Here is a 26,161-nt window from a genome sequence, read left to right as displayed (position 1 = left end):
CGGGAGATTCCCGTCACCCGTTCCGCCGACCTGGAAATGGTCGCACGCAACGCCCCGTCTCGTCACCGTGTTATTCCCCGTGCTGTTCCGCCGCCGCTTTCCTGGGCGCTGCGACCTTGGGCGAGGTCGGCTGCCCCGGCGACTGGTCGGCCGCGACCGGCTTCCAGTCCGGGTGGCCCGGCATCGGCGGCGTCTTCTCGCCGTGGAGCCACGCCTGGAAGAAGCCGTTCAGGTCCCGTCCCGACATCTGGGCGGCCAGCGACACGAAGTCGGCGGTGGTCGCGGTGCCGTCCTTGTGGCGACTCACCCAGGCCCGTTGCAGGCCCTCGAAGGCCGGGCGCCCGATCTCCTGGCGGAGGGCGTACAGCACCAGGGCGGCGCCGTCGTAGACGTTCGGCCGGAAGATGCCCAGGCGGCTGCCGGGCTCGGGCACCTTGGGTGCGGCGGGTGGGCCACCGGCGGCGCGCCAGCGGTCGGAGGCAGCGTACGCGGCGCGCATCCTCGCCTCCAGGGACCGGTTCGACTTCTCCTCCGCGTACAGCGCCTCGTACCAGGTCGCATGCCCCTCGTTGAGCCACAGGTCGGACCAGGTGCGGGGGCTGACGCTGTCGCCGAACCACTGGTGGGCGAGCTCATGGACCATGATCGAGTCGACGTACCACTCGGGGAAGGCCGGGTCGGTGAAGAGGCCCTTCTCGAAGAGGGACAGTGTCTGCGTCTCCAGTTCGAACCCGGTGGAGGCGTCCGCGACGAGCAGACCGTACGTCTCCAGGGGATACCGTCCGACCTTGCCCTCCATCCAGGAGATCTGCTCGGGCGTCTTGGCGAGCCACGGCTCCAGCGCGGTCCTGTGCCGGGTCGGCACGACGTCCCTCAGGGGCAGCCCGTGCGGGCCGGTGCGGCGTAGCACCGTGGAGCGGCCGATCGAGACCTGTGCCAGTTCGGTGGCCATGGGGTGCTGGGTGCGGTACGTCCAGCTGGTCGCGCCGCCGGAACGCCGCACGTCGGCCTGGAGACCGTTGGCGACGGCCGTGTAACCCTCCGGGGCGGTGACGCGGAAGGTGAAGCGGGCCTTGTCGGAGGGATGGTCGTTGCACGGGAAGACGAGGTGGGCGGCGTCGGCCTGATTGGCCATGGCGAGGCCGTCGGCGGTGCGGAGCCAGCCTCCTTCCCGCCCGCCCGTGGGCATGGGATCGCTGGTGTGCCGCACGGTGATGCGCGTCCACCGCCCCTCGGGCAACGCCTCGTCCGGCGTGATCACCAGGTCCTCGCCGGCGGCGGCGAACGACGCCGGCTCACCGTCGACCTCCACGGAGGAGACCTTGCCGCGGGCGAAGTCGAGGTTGACGCGTGACAGCGGGGCGGTCGTCCGGGCGTCGATGGTGGTCACGGCCTGGAGCGGTTTGTCGTTGCTGCCGGAATAGGTGAAGGAGAGGTCGTACGCGGCCACGTCGTACCCCGGGTTTCCGAGGTACGGGAAGAGGCGGTCGCCGACACCCAGTGGGGTGGGCGAGGCGCCCGCGGCGACGAGACAGACGGAGGCGGCGGAGGCGGCCAGGGCTGCCTTCAGCCGACGATGGGTCCTGGGGGCGCCGGTGCGGGCTCGGGCGCCGTCGGTGGCGGGCCTGGGAGCCCTGTCGCGAGGGGTGAGCAGCATGGGCTACGGCTATCAGCGCGCGCGTCCCGTACGACGACGGCGCGCGCCGGGCGCACCCGAACGGGGGCGCCGGGGGGGGCGACGTGCGCGGTCCGCCGGTGGGGTGGGTGTGGCGTGAGGTTGCGCGCGTGGGTACTGACCGTGCGCGCCGCCCGGATGCGGGCGTCGGGGGCGGGGACGGCGGCCACGTCGACGCCGCGCTCCGAGCGCGGACCGGTGGCGGTGGCCGCGGCTCGTTCCCGGCAGTGCGTGGCGGACTTCGTCCATCCGGTGCGTTCGACGGCTCCGCCGACGGCTGTGGTCGGGCTGCGCTGCCTCACCACGCCGCAACGTGGTGCTGCGCCCGTCTGACGTCGTACACCCCGGCCACGTTCCGCATCGCGCGCATCAGGGTGGGCAGGTGGGCGGCGTCGATCAGCTGGAGGGTGTAGGTGTGACGTACGCGCTGCTGCGTGGGGGGTTCGACGGTGGCCGAGACGATCTCGGCGCCTTCCAGGGCGATCGCCTCGGTCAGGTCGGCCAGGAGGTGCGGGCGGCCGAACGATTCAGCGACCAGCGTGACCCGGCACCCCGTGGTCTCTCCCCAGCGCACGCCCACCTCCGCGCGCCCCGTGCTCTTCATCCGCGCCACCGCCGCACACTCGGCACGGTGCACGGTCACGACTCCCCCGCGCACGGCGAAGCCGGTGACCTCGTCGGGCGGTACGGGCGTGCAGCAGCGGGCGAGCCGGACGCTCGCGCCGGGACGGTCGACGGCCACCGCTTCGGGGGCAGTGAACGCTCCCGGGGTTCCGGAGGCTGACGTGGCTGCCGAAACCGCCGTGGCAGCGGCAGTGGCGGAGGCGGCAGCAGTGGCGGAGGTGGCAGCAGTACCGGAAGTGGGACGAGGGGCGTCGGGTCGGCCGTCGGCCGGGGTGGGACGAGAGGCGGGGCCGCCCGGAAGGTCCGTGACCGGCGTGGGACGCGGGCCCGCGCCCCCCGCCGGGCCAGTGCCGCTCGGCTGCGCCACCCCCGCTCCCGCGGTCTCCGCCGGCGCCGGGTGCGCCGCCAGCCGGCGCTGGATGGCGATGCGGGCGGCAGGTGTGTGGGCGTGTTCCAGCCACTCCCGGGAGGGCTCGGAGGCCGGGTCCTGGCCCATGAGGAGCTGAACGGTGTCCCCGTCCCGCAGGACCGTGCTCAGCGTCGCCAGGCGGCCGTTGACGCGGGCGCCGATGCACGCGTGCGCGTCCTCGCCGTACTGCGCGTAAGCGGCGTCCACGCAGGACGCCCCCTCGGGCAGGCCGAGGGTGCCGCCGTCGGGACGGAAGACGGTGATCTCACGGTCCTGGGCGAGGTCCTCACGCAGGGTGGACCAGAAGGTGTCGGGGTCGGGCGCGGCCTGCTGCCATTCGAGGAGGCGGGAGAGCCAGCCGGGACGGGTGGGGTCCGCGCGCTCGCCGTCGGCGAGGTCCTCGGAGGAGGCGGGCGGAGCATAGGGGTTGCCCAGCGCGATGACGCCCGCCTCCGCCACCTTGTGCATCTGGTGGGTACGGATGAGCACCTCGGCGACCTGGCCGTCCACGCGCGCGAGGGCGGTGTGCAGGGACTGGTACAGGTTGAACTTCGGTACCGCGATGAAGTCCTTGAACTCCGAGACGACGGGCTTCATACACGTGTGCAGTTCGCCCAGGACGCCGTAGCAGTCGGCGTCCTCGTTCACGAGCACCAGCAGCCGCCCGAAGTCACAGCCGCGCAGCCGGCCGCGCTTGCGCGACACGCGGTGCAGGGAGACGAAGTGCCGGGGGCGGATGAGGACCTCGGAGGCGATGTCGGCCTCGTTCAGTACGGTGCGCATCTCGGCGGCGATCTCGGCGAGCGGATCGTCGGAGCGGGCCGCGTTCTCGGCGATCAACGCGCGTGTGTGCTCGTACTCCTCGGGGTGGAGGATCGCGAAGACCAGATCCTCTAGTTCGGTCTTCAGGGCCTGGACACCGAGCCGTTCGGCGAGGGGGATGAGGACGTCCCGGGTGACCTTGGCGATGCGGGCCTGTTTCTCGGGGCGCATCACGCCGAGGGTGCGCATGTTGTGCAGCCGGTCGGCCAGTTTGATCGACATCACGCGGACGTCGCTGCCGGTGGCGACGAGCATCTTGCGGAAGGTCTCGGGCTCGGCGGCGGCGCCGTAGTCGACCTTCTCGAGTTTCGTGACGCCGTCGACGAGGTAGCGGACCTCCTCACCGAACTGGTCGCGCACCTGATCGAGCGTCACGTCGGTGTCCTCGACGGTGTCGTGGAGCAGGGATGCCGTCAAAGTGGTGGTCTCGGCACCGAGTTCGGCGAGGATGAGGGTGACGGCGAGCGGATGGGTGATGTACGGCTCGCCGCTCTTGCGCATCTGGCCGCGGTGCGAGGACTCCGCCAGGACGTAGGCGCGGCGCAGGGGTTCGAGGTCGGCGTCGGGGTGGTGGGCACGATGTGCCTCGACGACGTGGCCGATGGCGTCGGGCAGCCGGTCGCGGGTGGCGGGCCCGAGGAGGGCGGCGCGTCCCAGACGGCGCAGGTCGAGCCGTGCAAGCGACCTTCTGCGCGGCGCCGACGAGGGCGCGGGGCCTGGCATCGGGCCCGCTACAGGGCCTGGGCTCGCAGGGTTCGTGGCCTCCGCACTCATGGGCACCTCCGGCTGCGTGGACCGGCGAACGGGGTGCCCCATGGCGGACACGGCTCAGGGGCTGGCGGACATCTCCCCCGTCCGGGCCGGTGCTTGATGCTATCGAGCCGGCCGCGCGCACTTGACCGCCTCTCGCCCAGCGTGAAACGGATCACCCATTCGAGCGACGGTTTGGATGTTTATGGCCGGGCACGGCATGAACTGGGGGGACGGGTGTCGAACGCCCGAGCGGTGGATCCCGCCGTTGTCCTCCGAGGGGCAGCAGCGAATCGCGGGCGGCCCGCCGTCTCCCGCCTGAAAACGGACGCTCCGTCAGCCGGCTGACCCCGTGAGCCACTCCGCGTCGATCTCGCCCTCCGCCACGATCACCGCCGGCCCGGTCATCTCGACCTCGCCGTCCGGGCGTTCGGTGATGACCAGGCGTCCACCCGGGACATCCACGGTGTACGTCGCCGGAGTGCCGGTGACAGCCGGGTCGGCGCCGTCACGGCGGGCGGTGGCCACGGCGACGGCGCACGCGCCCGTGCCGCAGGAGCGGGTCTCGCCGGAGCCACGCTCATGCACACGCATGGCGACGTGCCGGGGGCCGCGGTCGACGACGAACTCGACGTTGACCCCGTCCGGGTAGGCGGCGGCCGGGCTGAACGGCGGTGGGGAGTACAGGTCGCCGGCGTCCGTGAGGTCGTCCACGAACGCCACGGCGTGCGGGTTGCCCATGTTCACGTTCCGCGCGGGCCAGCTGCGCTCTCCGACGCTCACCGTGACGTCTCCCTCGGGCAGCCGCGCCGTGCCCATGCCGACGGTGACGTCACCGTCCTTGGCGAGGTGCACGGTCTTCACGCCCCCGCGCGTGGCTACGGCGACGTCGCCTTCGGCGACGTGTCCGGCGCGCTGGAGGTAGCGCGCGAAGACCCGCACGCCGTTGCCGCACATCTCCGCGATCGAGCCGTCACCGTTGCGGTAGTCCATGAACCACTCCGCCTCGGCCGCCATCTCCTTGGCCTCGGGGTGCGCGGCGGACCTCACGACATGCAGCACACCGTCACCGCCGATGCCCGCCCGGCGGTCGCACAGGGCTGCGACGGCGGCGGGGGACAGGTCGATGACGTTCTCGGGGTCCGGGACGATCACGAAGTCGTTCTCGGTGCCGTGCCCCTTGAGGAAGGCGATCCGCGTGCTCATTCCTCGATCGTACGGGGTGCCTACGACACTGCGTCGCGCACGTGGCGTCGGGTGCCGGTGACTGAGGGCCGACCCCGCAAAGACACGGGCCCATCCCCGGCGCTGAGCGAACCGCACGCCGAGCCGCTCGCGGAAACACGGGGCCCCCCGGCGGTGACCGGCCCGCCCGCCGAGCCCAGGCTCAGCGCAGCCGGGCCACCCGCCACACGGCCAGCACCACCACCGCGGCGACCACGACCATGTACGCGAGCACCACCCGCCAGTCCGGCCGCCGCCCCGAACCGCGCTGCGGCAGCCCCGGCCAGGTGTGGCCGACCCTGCGGGCCGCCATCATGCCCCAGCCGGCAGAGCAGGAGCAGATCAGCAGCCCCAGCATGGCGATCACGGCCCCCGAGTCGCCGAAATCGAAGGCGAGCGGGAACGCGAACATCAGGGAGCCCACCGCGGCCAGGCCCACGATCGGCGCGAGCTGCCACAGGCGCAGCCGGCGCTGCGGACGCAGCTCGACCTCGACCTCGGGCCCGCTCAGAAACATCTCGTCCGGCTCGGGACCGTCGTCGGTCACACCGTCCGGCGCCTCGTCGAGCCCGTCGACGCCGAGAGGGCCCTCCCCGTCGAGGCTGAGCGGAGCCTCACTCTCGGGGCTCGCGGGACCTTCACCATCGGGCCGGGAGGGACCTTCACCGTCGGGGCTGACACGCCCGTCCACGTCGGCGCCGAGACCGGCACCGTCGCCGGCGGGACCCGCACCGTCGGTACCGGGACGGGTTCCTCCGGCCGCGCCCGGCCCGTCCACCCCGGCGTCCGGACGACCGTCGACGCCCCGCTCCGGCGCACCGCTCCCGGTGGCGGTGTACTCGGTGCCTGGTGCCGTGTTGCGAGGGCCGGCCTCCATCGCCACGCGCCCTCCCAACTAGGACTCCACTTGGTCGATCGAAGCTCGATGATGGCACGGCGCCGGAGGCCCGGATGACGGCCGGAGCGTCCCGATGCCATCACGTGATCAGGCTGTAACCGGTCGTTCGAGCAACGCCAGGGCACGCCGCGGAAGTTCCCCGCGCTCCGACGCGGCCCCACTGAGCCAATGCACCCGCGGGTCGCGCCTGAACCATGAATCCTGACGGCGCGCGAAGCGTTTGGTGGCCCGGACGGTCTCGGCCCGGGCCTCCTCCATCGTGCACTCACCGGCCAGTGCCGCGAGCACCTGCTGGTAGCCGAGCGCGCGCGACGCGGTACGCCCCTGGCGCAACCCCCGCGCCTCCAGTGCGCGCACTTCCTCGACGAGCCCGGTCTCCCACATACGGTCGACCCGGAGCGCGATGCGCTCGTCCAGCTCGGGACGCGCCACATCGACGCCGATCTGCACGGTGTCGTACACCGAGTCGTGACCCGGGAGGTTGGCCGTGAAAGGCATCCCGGTGATCTCGATCACTTCCAGCGCCCGAACGATACGGCGGCCGTTGCTGGGCAGGATCGCCCGCCCCGCTTCGGGGTCGGCGACGGCGAGGCGTGCGTGCAGCGCGCCGGGCCCGCGAAGGGCGAGCTCCTCCTCCAGCCGGGCCCTGACCTCGGGGTCGGTGCCGGGGAACTCCAGATTGTCGACGGCGCCACGCACGTACAGGCCGGACCCGCCGACGAGGACCGGCCAGCGCCCGTCGGCGAGCAGGGCGTCGATGCGCTCCCGGGCGAGCCGCTGGTACTCGGCGACGGAGGCCGTGACCGTGACGTCCCAGATGTCCAGGAGGTGATGCGGGATGCCGCCGCGCTCCTCGGGCGTCAGCTTGGCGGTGCCGATGTCCATCCCCTGGTAGAGCTGCATGGAGTCGGCGTTGACGACCTCCCCACCGAGCTGCTGGGCCAGGTGAACACCCAGATCGGACTTTCCGGCCGCTGTCGGTCCGACGACGGCGATGACTCGGGGGGCGGGAAGTGCGCTGCTCACCGCAACAGTCTCGCAAACCTCCCACCCCGCCCTCGAACGAGTTACGTGACGGGGGCAACCCGGAGTCGTTGCCCGTTGCGGGGTTCACGCCGCCGGTTCACGGAGGCGGCGACCCGGGCGATACACGGACGCTTCCCGGCCTCCTCGGCGTCGCCCGGGCAGGGGACCCCGATGGCGACGCGGGATTTCGCCCGCGCGAGTAACGTATGGAGTTGATATGGGCGTTTTTGCGCGACTTTTCCGCAGGTCGAAGACCACGGAGGAGACGTCGACCGCCGAGGCGCGTGCCGACCAGCCGTCGGCCGGGTCCGCGGCGGAAGGGGCTGCGGAAGCCAAGGGCTCCGGCGAGACCGGTGCCGTCGCCGCGACGGAGCCGGCCGCGGCGACAAAGGGTGACAAGGGTGAGGCTTCGGAGGCAGTGGAGATCCCGCAGCAGCAGTCGCCCGACAAGGCGGCCGACAGCGAGGCCGACGAGAGCGCCCGGACGTGACAGCCCGCGAGGGAAGGTGAACCCATGGGTCTTTTCGACAATCTGAAGGCCAAGCTGGGCCCGGCCAAGGGCAAGGTCTCCGACCTCGCGCATCAGCACGGGGGCAAGATCCAGCACGGCATCGACAAGGCCGCGAAGGCCGTCGACGAGCGGACCAAGGGCAAGTACAGCGACAAGATCCATACGGGCACCGACAAGGCCAAGGGCGCCATGGACCGGCTCGCGCACAAGCACGACGGGGGCGCGCGAGGCGGCACCACCACGCCGCCGAGCGGCCCGCCGCCGACCTCCTGAACAGGCGACAGCACAGCTGACTCCGGCCCCGCCGGCAAGGGGGACCAGGACATACGGCACGACGGGCGGCCGCGGAGCACGACGCTCCCGGCCGTCCGCCGTCGGCGGCCACTCGTCCGCCGTCGCCCGTTACCGGTGGCGTCGCCGGCACCGCTGCCCAGACGGTTACCGGCCGTCGCCCGACACCCGGCCCCGCCTCCGGCCCTTGCCCGCCGACCGCGGCACGACCAGCGTTCCCCGCACGCCCCCTGCTGCCGTCGCCCCCGCGCTGCCGTCCCCGCTCTACGACCAGGACGCCACCACGTACCCGACCCCGTACGGCGCGTCCTCGTACAGCAGCTCGGCGCCGAGACCGGCGCCGGCGGCCGCGGCCGCGAGCACCTGCCACGGCGCACGGCCCGAGACCATCAGCTGCCGCGCGAGCTCCACGTCCAGCGCCTCCAGGGCCGCGAGGTCGGCAGAACCCAGCGCACGGCCGGCGGCAGCGTCGAACGGCTCCGCGCGCTCGTCGACATAGCCCGGCGCCTTCAGCGAGCGGCACGCGCTGGCGTCTCCCATCACCAGCAGCGCCACCCGCTCGGCCCGGGCCGCGATGTCCCTGCCGAGCTCGGTACACCGCTCGGGCGCGAGAGGTTCCCCCACGGCGAGCCCCTCGATCGGCGCGCCCGCCCAGCCGGTCCGCTCCAGCAGCCACGCGGCGACCGCGAGCGACGGCGGCAACGCCGCTCGCACGTCCGCGTCGGACGTGCCGGACGCGACGGCCGGCCCCCGCACCTCAGCCGCCTCCGTCACCTCCGCCGCCGTCTCCCCGCCGAGGCGTACGCCCACGTCGACGCCGAAGCCGCGGAACGATCCGCGCGTGCCCTGCGGGTACGCGCCGGTCTCACCCTCTCGGGTGGGCCCGACGACGATCAGCCTGTCCGGCCGGGCGGCGGAGAGCACGCCGAGGGCATCCGTACACGCGGCACGGGCGGCGTCCAGCTCGGGAGCGGCACCCGCGGCGACCTCGGGAACGAGCAGCGGTGGGCACGGGCAGACTGCGGCGGCGACAAGCATGATCGGCAGCGTAGCCCCGCAACCCTCCCGGCCGGCGCCCCGGTGTCAGTCGCAGCCGCAGCCGCTGCCCGAAGCCACCGGCATGGGCTCCGGGACGCCCACCTTCGGCAGACCGAGCAGCACGCCCGCCGGCTTGGCGGCCGCCACGGCGTTGCGCTTCTCCCAGGCGTCACCCGCGCGCGTGCGACGGACCGCGAGGACGGGGCCCTCCGCGAGCAGGTGGTGCGGAGCGGCGTACGTCACCTCGACCGTGACCACGTCCCCGGGGCGCACCTCCTGATCCGGCTTGGTGAAGTGGACCAGGCGGTTGTCGGGGGCGCGGCCGGAGAGGCGGTGGGTGGCGCCGTCCTTGCGGCCCTCGCCCTCGGCGACCATCAGCTCCAGGGTGCGGCCGACCTGCTTCGTGTTCTCGTCCCAGGAGATCTCCTCCTGGAGAGCGACCAGCCGCTCGTAGCGGGCCTGGACGACCTCCTTGGGGATCTGCCCGTCCATCTCGGCGGCCGGGGTGCCGGGCCGCTTGGAGTACTGGAACGTGAACGCCTGCGCGAACCGGGCCTCGCGCACCACATGCAGGGTCTGCTCGAAGTCCTCCTCGGTCTCGCCGGGGAAGCCCACGATGATGTCGGTGGTGATCGCGGCGTGCGGGATGGCGGCGCGGACCTTCTCGATGATGCCCAGGTAGCGATCCTGGCGGTACGAGCGGCGCATCGCCTTCAGAACCGGGTCCGAGCCGGACTGGAGCGGCATGTGCAGCTGCGGCATCACGTTCGGCGTCTCGGCCATGGCGGCGATGACGTCGTCGGTGAAGTCCCGCGGATGGGGGGAGGTGAAGCGGACGCGCTCCAGGCCGTCGATCGTGCCGCAGGCGCGCAGCAGCTTGCTGAAGGCCTCGCGGTCGCCGATGTCGCTGCCGTAGGCGTTGACGTTCTGGCCGAGCAGGGTGATCTCCGATACGCCCTCGGCGACCAGGGCGTCGACCTCGGCGAGGATGTCGCCGGGGCGGCGGTCCTTCTCCTTGCCGCGCAGCGCCGGGACGATGCAGAAGGTGCAGGTGTTGTTGCAGCCGACGGAGATCGACACCCACGCCGCGTAGGCGCTCTCGCGGCGCGTCGGCAGCGTCGAGGGGAACGCCTCCAGCGACTCGGCGATCTCGACCTGGGCCTCTTCCTGCACACGCGCGCGTTCCAGCAGGACGGGCAGCTTGCCGATGTTGTGCGTGCCGAAGACGACGTCCACCCAGGGCGCCCGCTTCACGATGGTGTCGCGGTCCTTCTGTGCGAGGCAGCCGCCCACCGCGATCTGCATGCCGGGCCGCCGGGCCTTCTTCGGCGCGAGGTGACCGAGGTTGCCGTAGAGGCGGTTGTCGGCGTTCTCCCGTACCGCGCAGGTGTTGAAGACGACGACGTCCGCCTCGCCGTCGGCCCCTTCCGGGGCGCGGACGTAGCCGGCGTCCTCCAGCAGCCCGGCCAATCGCTCGGAGTCGTGGACGTTCATCTGGCACCCGTAGGTGCGGATCTCGTAGCTCTTGGGTGCTTGGACGTCCACTGCCGGGCTCCGGTCGCTGCTGCTGGTCATGCGTCAAGGGTAGGCGGTCCCGGCAGGGGCCCGTCTCGGCCCCGGCAGGGGCCCGTCTCGATCCCGGCAGGGACCCGTCTCGGTCCGGGAACCCAGGTCACCCGGCATGCCGGCCAGGCTGCACCGGCGAAGGGACCTGGAGTCGTCCCGGCCTCACGGCGTACGCCCGTCCCCGGGGGGCGGGGTGCGGACGCATGACACGACGACCACGAAAGGCCACACGGACTGAAGCGTCGTCACCAGTCGCTCGACGGCGCCTGCCGGTCCCTGGTGGCCCATCTCCATCAGGAACCAGGCAGCCCCGGCGCACATCGCGGCGGTCGCCGCGGCGCAGGGTCCCGGGCGCAGTGCCCAGGGTGTGGCACCGCCGCGTCCGGCGGCCAGGACCGGCCACACCGCGAGGAGCGTGAAGGCGACCGCGGCGACGGAGCCGTGGCGCAGTGAACCCCCGCTGCTCGGGGCCGGAAGCAGTGCCACCAGCAGCGCCGCCGCGCCACCGGCGGCCAGCGCCACCCGCCCGGCGGGCGCGGCAGCGCGCAGTGCCCAGGCGGTGAGCAGGTGGCAGGTGCCCAGGGCGAGCATGGCTCCGGTCATCACCCAGGACCCCGCTGCCCCGTAGGCAGCCAGGACGCTGATCGTCTGGGTGAAGGGGTCGTAGGCGGGGCCTTCGAGTCGTGCCGCGACCGTCCAGCCCGAGATCAGCAGGACAGGCGCGCATCCCGACGAGACCAAGGCCCACCTGGGCACCGTTCGCATCCGCACACCGTAGAACGCCCACCTGTGGCTTCCCGGGACACACGCGGCTGCCGCGCGCCCCGGCCGCCGTCCGCATCACCGCCCCGTGTCCTCGCGCGTCCACCCCGGCCGGTCCGGCTCTCGCCGCCGGTCGGCATCCGGAGCCGTATGTCCGTGCCCGGCTCGGGTCCTGGCCCCAGCGTCAGCGCTGCCCCGACAAGCAGTGCCAACGCAGTTCCTTCGGCGCCCAGGAGCGGGAACGCCACCGGATCGCGCGAAATCCACGACGAGGTCGGGCAGACCCTCACCGCGGCGCTGCTCCAGCTCAAGCGCGTCGGAGAGCGCCCGGGCCGCACTGGCGGCGCGTTCCGACTCCGGCCGGTCCAGCATCGTGTTGTACGTCCTGGTGAGCGCCGCCGTCCACCGGCCCGGCGACCTCGGCGCGGGCCCCCGGTCGCAGCAGATCGGCGGTGGCCACGGCCCGGCCGGGACGGGCCAGCGGCGCCAGGCCGACGCGCAGGACGGCCGCGTCGACCGCGAGCAGTGCCGCGAGTCCGCAGACGACGACCAGCGCCTCGCCCGGCAGCACCGGGGTCGACACCGTGACCGGACCGAGCAGCAGGGCGGTGGCCACGAGCAGACCAAGGGCGTTCAGGGGGAAGATCCGCCGGAACGGCGATACCCCTCTACCGGCCTCTGTCCCGGTCCTGGCCGAAGGCACAGCCCTGTCCAGCATCTCCCGCTCACCGCGGCCCGCGTCCATCCGTGCTGACACCCATGTCGCCACCGTACGGGCGGATGGCAGCATGGCGGGGCCGGGGCCGGGGGCCGGGACGACCTCCCGGCCCCGGCCAAGGCGCTCCGCGAAACGACGAGCAAGGGGAAGAAACGTGTCCGCTCCACGCCTGAGGTCGACACCGCTGCCAGGCATCGGGGTCCAGTACGACCTCGTCACCCGGGAAAACCGCCATCTGTCGGTGGTGGCCCACCGGGACGGCACCCGGACGGTCAACGTCTACCGGACCGACGACCCCGACTCCTGCGCCCAGTCGCTGCGCCTGACCACCGCCGAGAGCGCCACGCTCATCGACGCGCTCCAGCCCACGCACCACAGCAACAATCTGCTCTCGACCACGGACCTCGGCCTGGTGGCGGAGCGCATCGAGGTGGGCGCGACCTCCCGCTGGAACGGGCGGGTCCTCGGCGACACCCGGCTGCGGACCGAGACCGGCGCGTCCGTCGTGGCCGTGCTGCGACGGGCCGGGGCGATACCGTCCCCCGCGCCGGACTTCCGGCTCGCGGGCGGCGACACGCTGATCGTCATCGGCACCCGCGAGGGCGTCGACGCCGCCGCGGCGATACTCGGGCAGGAGTGAACGGTGCACTCCGCGGTTCTGTTGATCGAGTTCGGTTCCATTCTCCTGGGCCTGGGCCTGCTCGGCCGGATGGCCGGCCGGCTGGGTTTCTCCCCCATCCCGCTCTATCTGCTCGCCGGGCTGGCCTTCGGCGAGGGCGGGCTGCTGCCGCTCGGTGCGAGCGAGGAGTTCGTCGCCATCGGCGCCGAGATCGGCGTCATCCTGCTGCTGCTCATGCTCGGCCTGGAGTACACGGCCAGCGACCTCGTCACCAACCTCAAGTCCCACTACCCCGCGGGTCTGGTCGACTTCGCGCTCAACGCCCTGCCGGGCGCGGCGGCCGCGCTGCTCCTCGGCTGGGGTCCGGTGGCGGCCGTGGTCCTGGCGGGCGTCACCTGGATCTCGTCCTCCGGTGTGATCGCCAAGGTGCTCGGCGAGCTGGGCCGGATCGGCAATCGCGAGACGCCGGTCATCCTCAGCGTGCTGGTCCTGGAGGACCTGGCGATGGCCGTGTACCTGCCCATCATCACCGCGCTGCTCGCCGGGGTCGGACTGGCTGCGGGCAGCGTGACGCTGGCGATCGCGCTGGGCGTGGCAGGGCTGGTCCTGTTCGCGGCGGTGCGCTACGGCCGGGTCATCTCGCGGTTCGTCTCCAGCGACGACCCGGAGAAGCTGCTGCTCGTCGTCCTGGGGCTGACGATCCTGATCGCGGGCATCGCCCAGCAGCTCCAGGTGTCGGCGGCGGTGGGCGCGTTCCTGGTGGGCATCGCGCTGTCCGGGGAGGTCGCGGTGGGCGCGCACACCCTGCTCAGCCCGTTGCGTGACCTGTTCGCCGCGGTGTTCTTCGTCTTCTTCGGCCTGCACACCGACCCGGCGAGCATCCCGCCGGTGCTGCTGCCCGCTCTCGCCCTGGCCGCCGTCACCACCGTCACCAAGATCGCCACCGGCTACTGGGCGGCCCGGCGCGCCGGGATCTCCGTCAAGGGCCGCTGGCGGGCGGGCGGCGCGCTGGTGGCCCGCGGCGAGTTCTCGATCGTGATCGCGGGCCTCGCGGTGACGGCGGGCATCGAGCCGTCGCTGGGCCCCCTGGCCACCGCGTACGTCCTGATCCTGGTCATGCTCGGCCCCCTCACGGCCCGCTACACCGAGCCCCTCGCGATGCGCTGGGCAAACCGCCGCGCCAAGAGCCCGTCCGGGCCGGTGCGGCGTACGGAGGACGCCCGGACGGAGGCGCCGGTCGGGGACTGAGGTGCGCGCCGGGCAGACGGCCGTAGCCTTCAGCGCATGACGGACGAGGGAGAGTTCCGGGTGGGCGACGTACTGAAGGTCGCCTGCCCGTTCACCCGCACCCGGGTCGCGGGCGGCCTGAAGCGGGACCACGTCGCGCTGGAGTGGCCTTGGTGGCGACCTGACCGCGACAGCCGGTTCCTCCACTGGAACGGGGTGGTGGCGCTGGGGATCGACGCGGACACCCGGGTCTGGCACGAGACGGAGTTGTTCCGCACCGACCCGCCGCCCGAGCATCTGCGGCCCGGCCGTGTCTGCCGGGTGGGAGTGCCGCCGACGGTGGTCCACGTCACGGCCGTCGACCGGTTCGATCCCCCGCTGGTGACCGGTTGGCTGCCCCGCCCGCGCCTGGCCGTCCGCGTGCTGCCCCGGGGAGTGTCGTACCGCGTCCCGGCGGACAGCCGTCTCGACGGCACGGACTACGGGATTGACCCGGGCGACGGGACACCGTTCACCTTCGACCTGCTGTTCAGGCCCTACGCGTTCCTGGAACCGGGCGACGAGGTGGCGGACGCCGCGGGGCGGGCCTGGCGCTTCGACGGCGCCTGGGACTGGCACGCCTTCGACGGCGAGGACACCCGCGGGGGCCCCGAGTGGCCGCTGGCGCTACTGACCCGCTCGGGCGCGCCGTGCGGCCCGGACGGGACCGCGGCCGTGTCCGGCGCCACCGCGGCCGGCTCCCACCAGGAGACCCTCCGGCACTGGGCGCTCCTCACCGAAGCCACCCCTGCGCAGCACGGCACCCCCGGCCCCGGATTCTCCTCACCGTGAAGGGAGGCTCGCATGCGGCGACCTGACACTGCGCCAGGCCCGTCGGCCGGGCGCACGTGACACACGGCAAGCGGACCGCCCCCGCCCGGACCCGAGCGGCCGTACAGCCGCCGCACCATGCCCGGCCCGCTGTACGCCCCCTCCTCACTCCCCGTCCGGACTCCACCCCTGCCGGCGCAGCACCGCCGACACGTCCGGCGCCTCGTAGTGCTCCCCCTTGAGAACCTTGCCGTCGGCACGGCGCACCACCTGGCCGTCGGGGCCCAGCTTGGTCATGTTCGAGCGGTGGATCTCGGCTATGACCGCGTCGAGATCGATGCCGTGCACCAGAGCCGTGCCGTACGCCACGTAGACGACGTCGGCCAGTTCGTGCGCGAGCCTGTCGAGGGGGCCGGTCACCGACACCTCGGCGACCTCCGCGGCCTCCTCCGCCAGCAGCTCGCCGCGGTGCCCGGCCAGCTCGGGCGAGACCTCCGTCGGGACGCTGCGGGCGTCGAGACCGAAGGCGAGATGGAATGCACGGACCAGGTCGGCGGGCGAGGAACTCATGCCCGGAACCCTATCGGGCCCCACTGACAGCTCCTGTGATTCCCGTCCTGGTCAGCCGCCTTACGGGCTGGCAGGATCGCGCGCATGTCCACAGCGTTCCCCCGTACCGGCACCCGCAGGGCCCTGCAGGGCGCGGCCGCCGGCGCCGTCGCCCTCGGCCTGCTGCTGTGGTGGCTGCTGCCCCTGGGCGAGGAGCCGCCGAGGGGATCGATCACCTTCAGCACCGGCACGCCGCGCGGTGTCTACCAGGAGTACGGCACCCTGCTGCGCAGCGAGCTGTCGAGGGACATGCCGGACCTCAAGGTGCGGCTGATGACGAGCGACGGCTCGCAGGAGAACGTCGCGCGCGTGGCGACCGGCGAGGCGGACTTCACCATCGCCGCGGCCGACGCGGTGGAGACGTACGAGCTGAACGAGGGACCGGGCGCGGACGGGCTGCGGGGGGTGGCCCGGTTGTACGACGACTACGTGCATCTCGTCGTCCCCCGCGACTCGGGCATCGACTCCGTCGGGGACCTGCGCGGCAGGCGGGTGGCCATAGGGCTGCCGCACTCGGGCGTACGTCTGATCGCCACCCGGGTGCTGAAGGCGGCCGGCATCGACGCGCAGCAGGACATCACCCCGATGTCCGACGGCATAGACACCGGCCCGGCCCGGCTGCGGCGGGGCGAGATCGAGGCGTTCTTCTGGTCCGGCGGGCTGCCGACGGACGGTCTGCTGGGGCTGGCCAAGAAGTTCGAGTTCCGCTTCGTGCCGATCGACGCCGACTTCGTCACCGAGCTGCACCGCCAGGGTCCGGCCACCCACCACTACCGCGCGACCAGCCTTCCCGAGTCGGCGTACGGTGCCCGGGGCGGCGCCACCGTGCCCACGATGGCGGTGTCGAACGTACTGATCACCCGCAAGGACATGGACCCCGAACTCACCGAGTGGGTGACCCGAACGGTGATCAAGAGCCGCGACGGCATCGGGGCGCACGTCCACTCCGCACAGCTGGTCGATCTGCGCACGGCCATCTACACGGACCCGCTGCCCCTGCACGACGGCGCCCGGCGCTACTACCGCTCGGTCAAGCCGTAGGGGAGTTCCGGGGCACGGCCAGCGTCACCGTCAGCCCGTGCGGTTCGTGACGCTCGTAGGCGATGGAGCCACCGGCCGCCGCGAGCAACGCGCGCGTGATGGAGAGCCCCAGCCCGGAGCCCTTCACGTTCTGATGCCGTCCGCTGCGCCAGAAGCGGTCGCCGACGCGGGTGAGTTCCTCCTCGGTCAGACCGGGCCCGCGGTCGGCGACCACGACGGTCGAGGTGTCGCCGTTGGCGGCGACGGTGACCGTGACGCACTCGCCGTCGGGCGTGAACTTCACCGCGTTGTCGATCACCGCGTCCAGCGCGCTGGACAGCGTCACCGGGTCGGCCCACGCCGTCGTCGCCGGGCAGTCCCCCACCAGCCGTACGCCCTTGGCCCGGGCTGCCGGCGCCCAGGCCGCGACCCGCTCGGCGGCCAGCGCACCGATGTCGGTCAGCCGCAGGTCGGCCTCGGCGTGCTCGGCGAGCGCCAGGTCGAGCAGGTCGTCCAGGACCCGCGCCAGGCGCTTGCCCTCGGCCTGGACGGAGGCGATCTCCTCGTTGCCCTCGGGCAGTTCGAGGGCGAGCAGCTCGATGCGCAGCAGCAGCGCGGCGAGCGGGTTGCGCAACTGGTGCGAGGCGTCGGCGACGAAGGCGCGCTGCTGCTCCAGGACGTCCTCGACGTTGTCCACCATCTCGTTGAACGACCGGGCGAGGCGGCGCAGTTCCGGCGGCCCGCTGGCGACCGCGACCCGGGACTTCAGGCGCCCGGTGGCGATCTCGTGCGTGGTGGCGTCCAGAACGCGTACGGGTCTGAGCACCCAGCCGGTCAGCCGCAGCGCGGCGCCGACGGCCAGCAGCATGGCGGCCGTCTCGCCGGCTGCGATGACCAGCCAGCCGTACAGGATCTTCGAACGCATCTGACCGGTGGGCGAGTCGGTGACCACGGCCGCCACCACGTCGCCGTCCCGGATGACCGGCGAGGCCACCACGAGCCGGCCGTCCTGCCAGGGCCACACCTGCGGGGGATCGTCGCTGCGGCGGCTGAGCAGCGCCTCGTCGAAGGCGTCGCGCACCTCGCCCTCACGGGGCAGGCGCCACTCCGCCGGCGCGTGGGCCATGGGGGTGTCATCGGCGTAGAAGACACCGACGCGGATGCCGTAGACCTCGTAGTAGCTGTCGAGTTCGCGGCTGAGCGTCTCCAGGCGCCTGCCCGGGGGTTCGGGCGGGGCGTTGACGAACTGGGCGAGGGCCGCGAAGAACGCCGTGTCGTCGATCCGGTCGACGACCACCTTCTGCTGCTGTGCCGCGGCCACGCTGACGGCGAGCGGGACGCCGAGCGCCAGCAGTACGGCCGCCATCAGGACGATCAGCAGCGGCAGCAGACGTGTGCGCACCCCGCCCCGCTACGTGGCCGGGGCGACGAGCCGGTAGCCGACGCCGCGCACGGTCTCGATCAGGGCGGGCATGCGCAGCTTGGCGCGCAGCGACGCGACATGCACCTCCAGGGTGCGGCCGGTCCCCTCCCAGCTGGTGCGCCACACCTCACTGATGATCTGCTCCCGGCGGAACACCACACCGGGACGCTGTGCCAGCAGGGCGAGCAGATCGAACTCCTTGCGGGTCAGCTGGACGACCGATCCGTCCACGCTGACCTGACGGGTGTGCAGTTCGATGCGTACGGCGCCCAGGAGCAGCGCGGCCTCGCCGCCCGACGCGGGATCCTCGTGGGCGGTGCGCCGGCTGACGGCGTGGATCCGGGCGAGCAGCTCCCCCGTGTCGTAGGGCTTCACGACGTAGTCGTCGGCGCCGAGATTGAGGCCGTGTATCCGGGAGCGCACGTCGGAACGCGCGGTGACCATGATCACCGGGATGCTGGTGCGCTTGCGGATCTTGCCGCACACCTCGTAGCCGTCCTGGTCGGGCAGGCCGAGGTCGAGCAGGACGACACCGAAGCCCGCGCCCTCCGGGACGAGCGCCTGAAGGGCCTCCTCGCCGCTGCGCGCATGCGTCACATCGAACCCGTGCCGCGCGAGGACCGCGGACAGGGCGGCTGCGACATGGTTGTCGTCCTCGACGAGGAGCAGTCTCATCCCGGCCTCCTTCGGTTCATCGGCGGTACGGACTCGGTGGGTACAAAAAGGTGTGCACGCGCGCGCGTGCACCAAGGCAGTCACGCCGATGGAAGAGGACGGCGTCAAGAGGGTTCGTGTTGCGCGGGCCTTCCGTTATCCGGCCGATACGCGCCCCGGCACTCCGTGCTACCACCCGTGTCCAGCTGCTATCGGATCGTGATACTCAAATTCGCCTCAGATGTAATGACGCAGGTCGCATAGGGTAGCTACTGTCCTCCGAAACCGAGGAGGACGGAGCCTGAGAGCGATGACCGAAGTATCGGTGGCCAAGGAAGATGTGGCCGCGACCGGCGAACTGGTCGTCCTGAAGAGCGTCAACAAGCACTTCGGCGCGTTGCACGTACTCCAGGACATCGACCTGACCATCGCCCGCGGCGAGGTCGTCGTGGTCATCGGACCCTCCGGGTCCGGAAAGTCCACCTTGTGCCGCACCATCAACCGGCTGGAGACGGTCGACTCCGGCTCGATCACCATCGACGGCAAGCCGCTGCCCGCGGAGGGCAAGGCCCTCGCCCGGCTGCGCGCCGACGTCGGCATGGTGTTCCAGTCGTTCAATCTCTTCGCGCACAAGACCGTGCTCGAGAACGTGATGCTGGGCCAGCTCAAGGTCCGCAGGACGGAGAAGAAGCAGGCCGAGGCGAAGGCCCGGGCCCTGCTCGACCGGGTCGGCGTGGCCTCGCAGGCGGACAAGTACCCCGCGCAGCTGTCCGGTGGCCAGCAGCAGCGCGTCGCGATCGCGCGGGCGCTGGCCATGGACCCGAAGGTGATGCTCTTCGACGAGCCGACCTCGGCCCTCGACCCGGAGATGATCAACGAGGTGCTGGAGGTCATGCAGCAGCTCGCCCGCGACGGCATGACCATGATCGTCGTGACGCACGAGATGGGCTTCGCCCGATCCGCTGCGAACCGCGTGGTCTTCATGGCAGACGGCCGCATCGTCGAAGAGGCCGTGCCGGACCAGTTCTTCAGCAACCCGCGCAGCGACCGCGCCAAGGACTTCCTGTCGAAGATCCTCCACCACTGACCGTCGCTCGTCGCCCCTCGCGACGAGCCGCGTTCCCGCCCCGCACCGGACGGCTCTCACTTCACCACGCAAAGGATGTTCACATGAAGCTCCGCAAGGCCACCGCCGCGGCGACCACCGCGCTTGTCCTGTCCCTGACCGCGACCGCCTGTGGTGGGGGCGACGGGGACTCGGACTCGGGCTCGGGCTCGGGTGACGGCAAGAAGATCACGATCGGCATCAAGTTCGACCAGCCGGGCATCGGCCAGAAGACCGCGGACGGCGACTACACGGGCTTCGACGTCGATGTGGCGACCTACGTCGCCAAGGAACTCGGCTACACCGAGGACCAGATCGAGTGGAAGGAAGCGAAGAGCGCCGACCGCGAGACGATGCTGGAGCGCGGCGACGTCGACTTCATCGCCGCCTCGTACTCCATCACGGACGAGCGGGACCAGAAGGTCGACTTCGCCGGTCCCTACCTCCTCGCGCACCAGGACCTGCTGGTCCGGGCCGACGACAGCTCGATCACGAAGCCCGAGGACCTCAACAACAAGAACCTCTGCTCGGTCGCGGGTTCGACCTCGGCGCAGAACATCAAGGACACCATCGCGCCGAAGGCCAACCTGCAGACCTACGGCGGCTACTCGGAGTGCCTGACCGGCCTGGAGAACAAGGCCGTCGACGCGCTGACGACCGATGATTCCATCCTCGCCGGGTACGCCTCGCAGGAGCAGTTCAAGGGCAAGTTCAAGCTCGCCGGCCTGAAGCTGAGCAACGAGAACTACGGCATCGGCGTCCAGGAAGGCAGCGACCTCAAGGACAAGATCAACGCCGCGCTGGAGAAGATGGTCGCCGACAAGTCGTGGGACAAGGCCGTGGACGCCAACTTCGGCCCCGCGAACTACCAGAACGAGCCTGCGCCGAAGATCGGCAACATCGTCAAGTAAGGCAGGGGCGCTTCGGCACGCCGTCCGTGAGGGCGGCGTGCCGCGTCCTCCCCCAACGCGGAAGCGCGGGAGACAGTGTTCGACTTTCTTGCAGACTACGACAACCCCAGCCTGCTGGGAGCCTTCTGGGTAACGGTGCAGCTCACCGCCTACTCCGCCATCGGCTCACTGATATGGGGAACCCTGCTCGCCGGAATGCGTGTCAGCCCCGTACCGCTGATGCGCGGCTTCGGCACCGCCTACGTGAACGTGGTGCGGAACATCCCGCTGACGATCATCATCCTCTTCACGTCGCTGGGCCTCTTCCAGACGCTGGGCGTCAAACTCGGCGCCGAGGACTTCACGGTCATCAACTTCCGGCTCGCCGTGCTCGGTCTGATCGTCTACACGTCCGCCTTCGTATGTGAGGCACTGCGCTCCGGCATCAACACAGTGCCCGTCGGCCAGGCCGAGGCCGCCCGAGCCATCGGGCTGAACTTCCGGCAGGTCCTCACACTGATCGTGCTCCCGCAGGCGTTCCGCTCCGTGGTCGGTCCGCTGACCAACGTGCTGATCGCGTTGACCAAGAACACGACGGTCGCCGCCGCCATCGGCGTGGCCGAGGCGGCGTTCCTGATGAGGGAGATGATCGAGAACGAGGCCCAGGTCATGCTCATCGGTGGCATCTTCGCGTTCGGGTTCGTCTGCCTCACCCTCCCGACCGGTCTGATCCTCGGCTGGGTGGGCAAGAAGGTTGCGGTGAAGCGATGAGTTCGGTCCTGTACGACGTTCCGGGCCCTCGGGCCAGGCGGCGCAACCTCATCCTCTCGGTCGCGTTCATCGCCGTCTTCGCCGCCGCGCTGTGGTGGGTGTACCTGAAGCTCGACGAGAAGAACCAGCTCGACTGGGTCAAGTGGGAGCCGTTCTTCACGGATTCCCGTGTGTGGACCACGTACATTTTCCCCGGTCTGCAGAACACCCTGATCGCCGCCGCGCTCGCCATGGTCATCGCGCTGCCGCTCGGCGCCCTCTTCGGTATTTCGAGGCTGTCCGACCACCGGTGGGTCCGGTGGCCCTCGGGCGCCGTGGTGGAGTTCTTCCGGGCCATCCCCGTGCTGATCCTGATGCTCTTCGCGAACGCGGCCTACTCCGAGTTCACGGACATCAGCTCGGAGGACCGCCCGCTCTACGCGGTGGTCACCGGCCTCGTGCTCTACAACGCGTCGGTGCTCGCGGAGATCGTGCGGGCCGGCATCCTGTCGCTGCCGAAGGGGCAGTCCGAGGCCGCGATGGCCGTCGGCCTGCGCAAGGGCCAGACGATGCGGTACGTCCTGCTGCCGCAGTCGGTCACCGCGATGCTCCCGGCCATCGTCAGCCAGCTGGTGGTCATCGTGAAGGACACCGCACTCGGCGGCGCGCTGCTGAACTTCTCCGACCTCATGGCCGCGGTCCGCCCGATGAGCGCCTTCTACGGCGCCAACACCATCGCCAGCTTCACCGTCGTGGCCATCATCTTCATCCTGATCAACTTCGCCCTGACCTCGTTCGCAAGCTGGCTGGAAGCCCGGCTGAGGCGTAGCAAGAAGAGCACGGGGGTCGTGGTCGGCGCAGAGATGATCGAGGACCTCGAGACTGCGGGACATGCTCCGCCGGAAGCCGGTAACGACATCAAGGGATAGACACAGTTCACCAGAATTCAGGGGTGGCGCACATGGTGCGCCACCCCTGAATTCTGGTTGCACGTCAGGTTCCGCGACATCGTCGGCCACCGCGTGGGGCCACCCGGAGGACGCCGCCGGTGGATGACCGGCGACGAGGTGTACGGACAGGATCCGGTGCTGCGCGGCCGGCTCACCGAGCGGCGGCTCAGTCATGTCCTGGCGCCCAGCCATAGGCGCCGGTACGGGCCCCGCGGTCCAAGCGCCCGCACCGTCGCGGCGGTCCAGCCCGAGGAAGCCTGGGAGATCCGCTCGGCCGGGGACGCCGCGGTCACCGGCCGCCATGACCGCCGTGCAGTCCATGAGTACGCATCGCACAGGAAGGGACAGTGCCGATGCGCCCGATTTCGACCCCTTGGAGCTGATTCGCCTTGCGGGCCCCGGGTGAGTCAGCCCGACTGGGGCGCACACACCGCCAACTGCTCGTGGCGGTCAGAAGCCGAGTCCAGCTGCAGCGGTGCGAGGGCTGGGGACGGCACCGTGACGCCTCCACCCGCGATCAGCTCGACGACGAGCCGGACCGCCGGCCACAGCAAGTGCGGCTGCAGTACCAGCCGGGGCCGCGCACACGGGTGAACGGTCTCGAGACCACAGCCTGATCGCCAAGGTCGACGTCACTTGACGCAAGCACCGGCAATGGGTTGCATACGTTCTGTGATCGTGCACCCTGCTCCAACCTCCTGTTCACAAACGTCTCCGAAGGCACCGCTGCGGACAGGGAGCGCCGCGTGGATCCGGTGATCATCGTCGGAGCGGGGCCCGTCGGGCTCACGCTCGCCCTGGCGCTGGCGCGTCAGGAAGTCCCCTCCGTCGTCCTCGACGAGGGCCGGGGCAAGGACGAGCCACGGCTCGCCCGCACCCTCGTCCTGCGCGACGACACCGCCGCGCTCATGGAACGGCTGACCGGGGTGCCCCTCGACGAGGCCGGGACCCGTTGGGCCGGATGGCGGTCCATGCGGCGCAGGCAGGTGGTCCGGGAGATCACCTTCGAGGACTCCGGCGACGCCGACGCCTACGGCGGCCTCATCGGCAAAGCTCCCGGCTCCGGCGACCGCGGCCGACTCCACCAGGAGGACCCGGGGCTCCAGCTCGGCTCGGACTACGCCGTGACCACCGGCGCCGCCCCCGAGCAGCCGCCCGTTCACGTCGCGCAGCACGTCCTGACCGACGCCCTGCGCGCCGCCATCGACCACGAGCCCCTCGTCAAGGTGGCGGTGGACAGCTGGCTCGACACCATCGAGCAGGAGGCCTCCGGCGTCACCGCGCGCACCCGGGGTCCCCACGGCACTTGGTGGCGAGGCAGCTATCTGGTCGGCTGCGACGGCCCCCGCTCGACCGTGCGCAAGCTCCAGGACGTCCGCTTCCCCGGCCGTACGGCGGTGGAACGATACGCCGTCGCCGCCCTGCGCACGGAACTGCCCTGGCCCCGCCGGGCGTTGCTCCACCGCACGCCGCCATGGCGGACGTCGGGTCCCTCCGCCGGCGAGATCACCGCCCGCCCGCTCCCCGACGGCGTCTGGCGGCTCGACTGGCTCCTGCCTCCCGGCAAGGACCTGGTCACGCCCGAACTTCTGGTGACCCGCATCCGGGAGACCCTCGCGGGCTGGACCGGCGGCTCGACACCGCCGTACGAACTTCTCGACACCGGCGTCCACACCGTCCACCACCGGCTTGCCCGCCGCTGGCGGGTGGGCCGCGTCTTCCTCGCCGGGGACGCCGCGCACCTGCTCGGAGCGCTCGGCACGCAGGGACTGGAGGAGGGACTCAAGGACGCCGACAACCTCGCATGGAAGCTGGCGCTGGCCTGGCACCACGGGTCGCGTGAATCGCTGCTCGACAGCTACCAGGCCGAGCGCCGCGCGGTCGTCGCCGCCCGGCTGCGCGCCGCCGACCATGTGCTGCCGCTGCTCCGCGGTGGCAGTGCCCTTCGCTCCTACGTACCCGGCGCGAGCCGCGGACACGACGCGCTGCTCACCGACGGCCACCTGGGGCGCGGACCGCTGGGCGAGACGTCCACCTACGCCGACTCACCCCTCGCGGCCGCGCGTATCGAGGCGGAGGTCCCCGTCGACACGCTCCCCGGTGCGCCGGTGACGGATGTGCGCGTCACGGCGGAGGATGGTTCCTTCGTACGGCTGCGCGACCGGCTCGGGCGTGGCGCGCTACTCGTCGTACTGATCGCCCCGGGCACCGGCGTCTGGGAACGCAAGCACTGGGTGACCGCCGGGATCATGCCCCGGCTCGCGGCCGCGGTCACGGCGCTGCCGCACCCGGCCGAGCTGCTCGTCGCCGAGCGCTACCCGGGTGCGTCCGCCCACACCGTGCTCCTCATCCGTCCCGACGGTCACCTGGTCACTGCCCTCAACGGCGTCCGCCCGGCCGGCCTGTACGCGGCCGCCGAGGCTGCGCTGGGCGGCCCGGCGAAGGCCACGGCGGAGGCCACCGCGGGCTCACGCTGACGTCGGTCCTCCGGGGCTCCGGGTGCGCCTCGTCCTCACCGTCGCCCTGTGTCCGTCCGCAGGGTGGCGGTGAGTTGACCGGTCCGTACCGGCGTGGTGTACTCCGGATCGTGACCGACACCTGTGTGCGCCTGTGGCGGAGGGTCCATATGGACCTCGTCCGCTATGCGGGCTGCGTGTGTCGCCCCTCCTGCTGATCTCGCCTCTCTCCTCCCGCGCGCGCCGCTGAGGCCTCGTCGCACGCGCTCACGCGAACGCTCATCAGGACGGTGCACCGTGTCTGTCTCTCCCTCCGCCTCCGTCTCCCCTTCCGCCTCCGGGTCCGCCGCTGCCGCCCCGACACAGGCCGACCTTCTCGACTTCGTGCGGAGTACGGCCGCCGACGGCGTGTTGATCGACTCGCTTCCGCTCGACCCGCAGGGCCGCACCTGGGTACGGCTGGAGGGGCCGGGCGGCAGCGAGGCCTGGCTCATCGGCTGGCCGCCCGGCACGGGCACCGGCTGGCACGACCACGCCGACTCGGTCGGCGCCTTTCTCACCGCCCGCGGCGAACTCACGGAGAACTCCCTCGCCGCCAGGCTGCCCACCGACGGCTGGAAGAGCCTGGAACTCACCGGGGACGTCGACCGGCGGCGCCGCCTGCCTGCCGGCCGGGGCCGCGCCTTCGGCCACCACCACGTCCACGAAGTACTCAACGAGTCCCCCGACCGGCACGCCGTCTCCGTGCACGCCTACTACCCGCCACTGCCGCGGATCCGCCGGTACAGCCGTGCGCACAACGTGCTGCGGCTGGAGCAGGTCGAGCGACCGGAGGACTGGCAGTGAGGCGGCGCATGACGAGAGGTGCCGCCGGACAGGCGGACTGCGCAAGGAGGTTGAGGAGGAACGATGAGCGTGAGGCCTGAGGTGCCGGTGGGCATCGACGAGTTGCTGGAACGGGTACGCGAGGGGTACGTCCGGATCGGCCCGCAGGAGGCCTACGAGGTCGCCCGGTCCGGCGAGGCCCTCCTCGTGGACATCCGGTACGAGGCCCTTCGCGAACGGGACGGACTGATCCCCGGCGCCCTGGTGGTGGAGCGCAACGAACTGGAGTGGCGCCTCGACCCCCTCGGAAGTCACCGCCTCCCCCAGGCCGTCGGCCACGACCTGCGGGTTGTGGTGATCTGCAACGAGGGTTACGCGTCCAGCCTCGCGGCGGAGTCCCTGCACCGCCTGGGGTTGCAGCGGGCCACCGATATGACGGGCGGCTTCCAGGCTTGGCGACATGCGGGGCTGCCCGTGACGGCGAGCCTGTGACAGAGGCCTTCGAACCC

Annotated in this window: 25 protein-coding genes and 1 pseudogene; 14 read left to right on the top strand and 12 right to left on the bottom strand. The window is 71.7% G+C overall.

All coding sequences use genetic code 11. The features are described from left to right. Positions 1–70: 70 nt before the first annotated feature. From ACGF8A_RS22540 to miaA, 5 genes are all read right to left on the bottom strand, one after another. The gene (locus tag ACGF8A_RS22540; RefSeq protein ID WP_393110852.1) at positions 71–1,657 is read right to left on the bottom strand and encodes a M1 family metallopeptidase; all 1,587 of its coding nucleotides are present in this window, start codon (positions 1,655–1,657) and stop codon (positions 71–73) included. A gap of 316 nt (positions 1,658–1,973) precedes the next feature. Further along, entirely contained in the window at positions 1,974–4,304 is a 2,331-nt protein-coding gene (locus tag ACGF8A_RS22535) for a RelA/SpoT family protein (protein WP_393110850.1), read from the bottom strand. Positions 4,305–4,616: 312 nt separating this feature from the next. Then, positions 4,617–5,486 (bottom strand): diaminopimelate epimerase, encoded by an 870-nt coding sequence (gene dapF, locus ACGF8A_RS22530; RefSeq protein ID WP_393110848.1) that lies wholly within the window; start codon positions 5,484–5,486, stop codon positions 4,617–4,619. 181 nt (positions 5,487–5,667) lie between these two features. Then, the gene (locus tag ACGF8A_RS22525; RefSeq protein WP_393111006.1) at positions 5,668–6,195 is read right to left on the bottom strand and encodes a hypothetical protein; all 528 of its coding nucleotides are present in this window, start codon (positions 6,193–6,195) and stop codon (positions 5,668–5,670) included. A 294-nt stretch (positions 6,196–6,489) separates the two neighbouring features. Further along, the gene (gene miaA / locus ACGF8A_RS22520; protein ID WP_393110846.1) at positions 6,490–7,428 is read right to left on the bottom strand and encodes a tRNA (adenosine(37)-N6)-dimethylallyltransferase MiaA; all 939 of its coding nucleotides are present in this window, start codon (positions 7,426–7,428) and stop codon (positions 6,490–6,492) included. 217 nt (positions 7,429–7,645) lie between these two features. Between miaA and ACGF8A_RS22515 the strand changes: the two genes are divergently transcribed. Together ACGF8A_RS22515 and ACGF8A_RS22510 are read left to right on the top strand one after the other, a co-directional pair. Next, on the top strand, positions 7,646–7,918 hold the full coding sequence (locus ACGF8A_RS22515) for a hypothetical protein (RefSeq protein ID WP_393110844.1): 273 nt from the start codon (positions 7,646–7,648) through the stop codon (positions 7,916–7,918). Between the two features lie 24 nt (positions 7,919–7,942). Next, positions 7,943–8,212, top strand: coding sequence for an antitoxin (locus tag ACGF8A_RS22510; RefSeq protein ID WP_393110842.1), 270 nt, complete (start codon positions 7,943–7,945; stop codon positions 8,210–8,212). Between the two features lie 282 nt (positions 8,213–8,494). Here the strand turns inward: ACGF8A_RS22510 and ACGF8A_RS22505 are convergent, their stop codons facing one another. The 4 genes and pseudogenes from ACGF8A_RS22505 to ACGF8A_RS22490 all read right to left on the bottom strand — a co-directional run. Then, complete coding sequence (locus ACGF8A_RS22505; RefSeq protein ID WP_393110840.1) at positions 8,495–9,268, bottom strand: class III extradiol dioxygenase subunit B-like domain-containing protein; 774 nt, start codon at positions 9,266–9,268, stop codon at positions 8,495–8,497. 45 nt (positions 9,269–9,313) lie between these two features. Beyond that, on the bottom strand, positions 9,314–10,843 hold the full coding sequence (miaB, locus tag ACGF8A_RS22500) for a tRNA (N6-isopentenyl adenosine(37)-C2)-methylthiotransferase MiaB (protein ID WP_393110838.1): 1,530 nt from the start codon (positions 10,841–10,843) through the stop codon (positions 9,314–9,316). A gap of 153 nt (positions 10,844–10,996) precedes the next feature. Beyond that, positions 10,997–11,599 carry a DUF998 domain-containing protein gene (locus ACGF8A_RS22495; RefSeq protein WP_393110836.1) on the bottom strand — a complete coding sequence of 201 codons (603 nt, stop codon included), beginning with the start codon at positions 11,597–11,599 and terminating at the stop codon, positions 10,997–10,999. Between the two features lie 288 nt (positions 11,600–11,887). Continuing rightward, a pseudogene (locus ACGF8A_RS22490) lies at positions 11,888–12,314 on the bottom strand (sensor histidine kinase); the annotation flags it as partial. 154 nt (positions 12,315–12,468) lie between these two features. Here ACGF8A_RS22490 and ACGF8A_RS22485 point away from each other — a divergent pair. Genes ACGF8A_RS22485 through ACGF8A_RS22475 form a run of 3 tightly spaced genes read left to right on the top strand, consistent with a single transcriptional unit; the run spans position 12,469 to position 14,991 of the window. Beyond that, the gene (locus ACGF8A_RS22485) at positions 12,469–12,954 is read left to right on the top strand and encodes a cation:proton antiporter regulatory subunit (protein ID WP_393110834.1); all 486 of its coding nucleotides are present in this window, start codon (positions 12,469–12,471) and stop codon (positions 12,952–12,954) included. Positions 12,955–12,957: 3 nt separating this feature from the next. Beyond that, positions 12,958–14,181, top strand: coding sequence for a cation:proton antiporter (locus tag ACGF8A_RS22480; protein WP_393110832.1), 1,224 nt, complete (start codon positions 12,958–12,960; stop codon positions 14,179–14,181). 36 nt (positions 14,182–14,217) lie between these two features. Next, positions 14,218–14,991, top strand: a complete 774-nt coding sequence (locus ACGF8A_RS22475) for a hypothetical protein (protein WP_393110830.1) — start codon at positions 14,218–14,220, stop codon at positions 14,989–14,991. 144 nt (positions 14,992–15,135) lie between these two features. On the opposite strand, the gene ACGF8A_RS22470 is transcribed toward ACGF8A_RS22475, so the two are convergent. Continuing rightward, positions 15,136–15,540, bottom strand: coding sequence for a MazG nucleotide pyrophosphohydrolase domain-containing protein (locus ACGF8A_RS22470; RefSeq protein ID WP_393110828.1), 405 nt, complete (start codon positions 15,538–15,540; stop codon positions 15,136–15,138). 84 nt (positions 15,541–15,624) lie between these two features. Between ACGF8A_RS22470 and ACGF8A_RS22465 the strand changes: the two genes are divergently transcribed. Further along, positions 15,625–16,620, top strand: coding sequence for a TAXI family TRAP transporter solute-binding subunit (locus ACGF8A_RS22465; RefSeq protein ID WP_393110826.1), 996 nt, complete (start codon positions 15,625–15,627; stop codon positions 16,618–16,620). Here the strand turns inward: ACGF8A_RS22465 and ACGF8A_RS22460 are convergent. Further along, positions 16,610–18,001 (bottom strand): ATP-binding protein, encoded by a 1,392-nt coding sequence (locus ACGF8A_RS22460; protein ID WP_393110824.1) that lies wholly within the window; start codon positions 17,999–18,001, stop codon positions 16,610–16,612. The genes ACGF8A_RS22465 and ACGF8A_RS22460 overlap by 11 nt on opposite strands. Positions 18,002–18,010: 9 nt before the next feature. After that, positions 18,011–18,697 (bottom strand): response regulator transcription factor, encoded by a 687-nt coding sequence (locus ACGF8A_RS22455; RefSeq protein ID WP_393110822.1) that lies wholly within the window; start codon positions 18,695–18,697, stop codon positions 18,011–18,013. Between the two features lie 289 nt (positions 18,698–18,986). Between ACGF8A_RS22455 and ACGF8A_RS22450 the strand changes: the two genes are divergently transcribed. The 8 genes from ACGF8A_RS22450 (at position 18,987) to ACGF8A_RS22415 (ending at position 26,144) form a co-directional block, all read left to right on the top strand. Further along, the gene (locus ACGF8A_RS22450) at positions 18,987–19,763 is read left to right on the top strand and encodes an amino acid ABC transporter ATP-binding protein (RefSeq protein WP_393110820.1); all 777 of its coding nucleotides are present in this window, start codon (positions 18,987–18,989) and stop codon (positions 19,761–19,763) included. Positions 19,764–19,846: 83 nt separating this feature from the next. Beyond that, positions 19,847–20,692, top strand: coding sequence for a glutamate ABC transporter substrate-binding protein (locus tag ACGF8A_RS22445; protein WP_393110818.1), 846 nt, complete (start codon positions 19,847–19,849; stop codon positions 20,690–20,692). Positions 20,693–20,767: 75 nt separating this feature from the next. Beyond that, positions 20,768–21,442 carry an amino acid ABC transporter permease gene (locus ACGF8A_RS22440; RefSeq protein WP_393110816.1) on the top strand — a complete coding sequence of 225 codons (675 nt, stop codon included), beginning with the start codon at positions 20,768–20,770 and terminating at the stop codon, positions 21,440–21,442. Next, positions 21,439–22,350, top strand: coding sequence for an amino acid ABC transporter permease (locus ACGF8A_RS22435; RefSeq protein ID WP_393110814.1), 912 nt, complete (start codon positions 21,439–21,441; stop codon positions 22,348–22,350). Before ACGF8A_RS22440 ends, ACGF8A_RS22435 begins: the two co-directional genes overlap by 4 nt. Positions 22,351–23,117: 767 nt before the next feature. Further along, a complete protein-coding gene (locus ACGF8A_RS22430; protein WP_393110812.1) occupies positions 23,118–24,848 on the top strand; it encodes an FAD-dependent monooxygenase in 1,731 nt (576 codons plus the stop codon). Between the two features lie 110 nt (positions 24,849–24,958). Next, the gene (locus tag ACGF8A_RS22425; protein ID WP_313960178.1) at positions 24,959–25,045 is read left to right on the top strand and encodes a putative leader peptide; all 87 of its coding nucleotides are present in this window, start codon (positions 24,959–24,961) and stop codon (positions 25,043–25,045) included. A 79-nt stretch (positions 25,046–25,124) separates the two neighbouring features. Further along, the gene (locus ACGF8A_RS22420) at positions 25,125–25,673 is read left to right on the top strand and encodes a cysteine dioxygenase (RefSeq protein WP_393110810.1); all 549 of its coding nucleotides are present in this window, start codon (positions 25,125–25,127) and stop codon (positions 25,671–25,673) included. A 63-nt stretch (positions 25,674–25,736) separates the two neighbouring features. After that, positions 25,737–26,144, top strand: coding sequence for a rhodanese-like domain-containing protein (locus tag ACGF8A_RS22415; RefSeq protein WP_393110808.1), 408 nt, complete (start codon positions 25,737–25,739; stop codon positions 26,142–26,144). The last annotated feature ends 17 nt before the right edge of the window (positions 26,145–26,161 follow it).

This window comes from Streptomyces sp. NPDC047706, assembly GCF_043204795.1.
Lineage (GTDB): Bacteria > Actinomycetota > Actinomycetes > Streptomycetales > Streptomycetaceae > Streptomyces.
The sequence above is the reverse complement of the archived record's forward strand: the minus strand, read 5'-3'. Positions and strand labels throughout refer to the sequence as shown.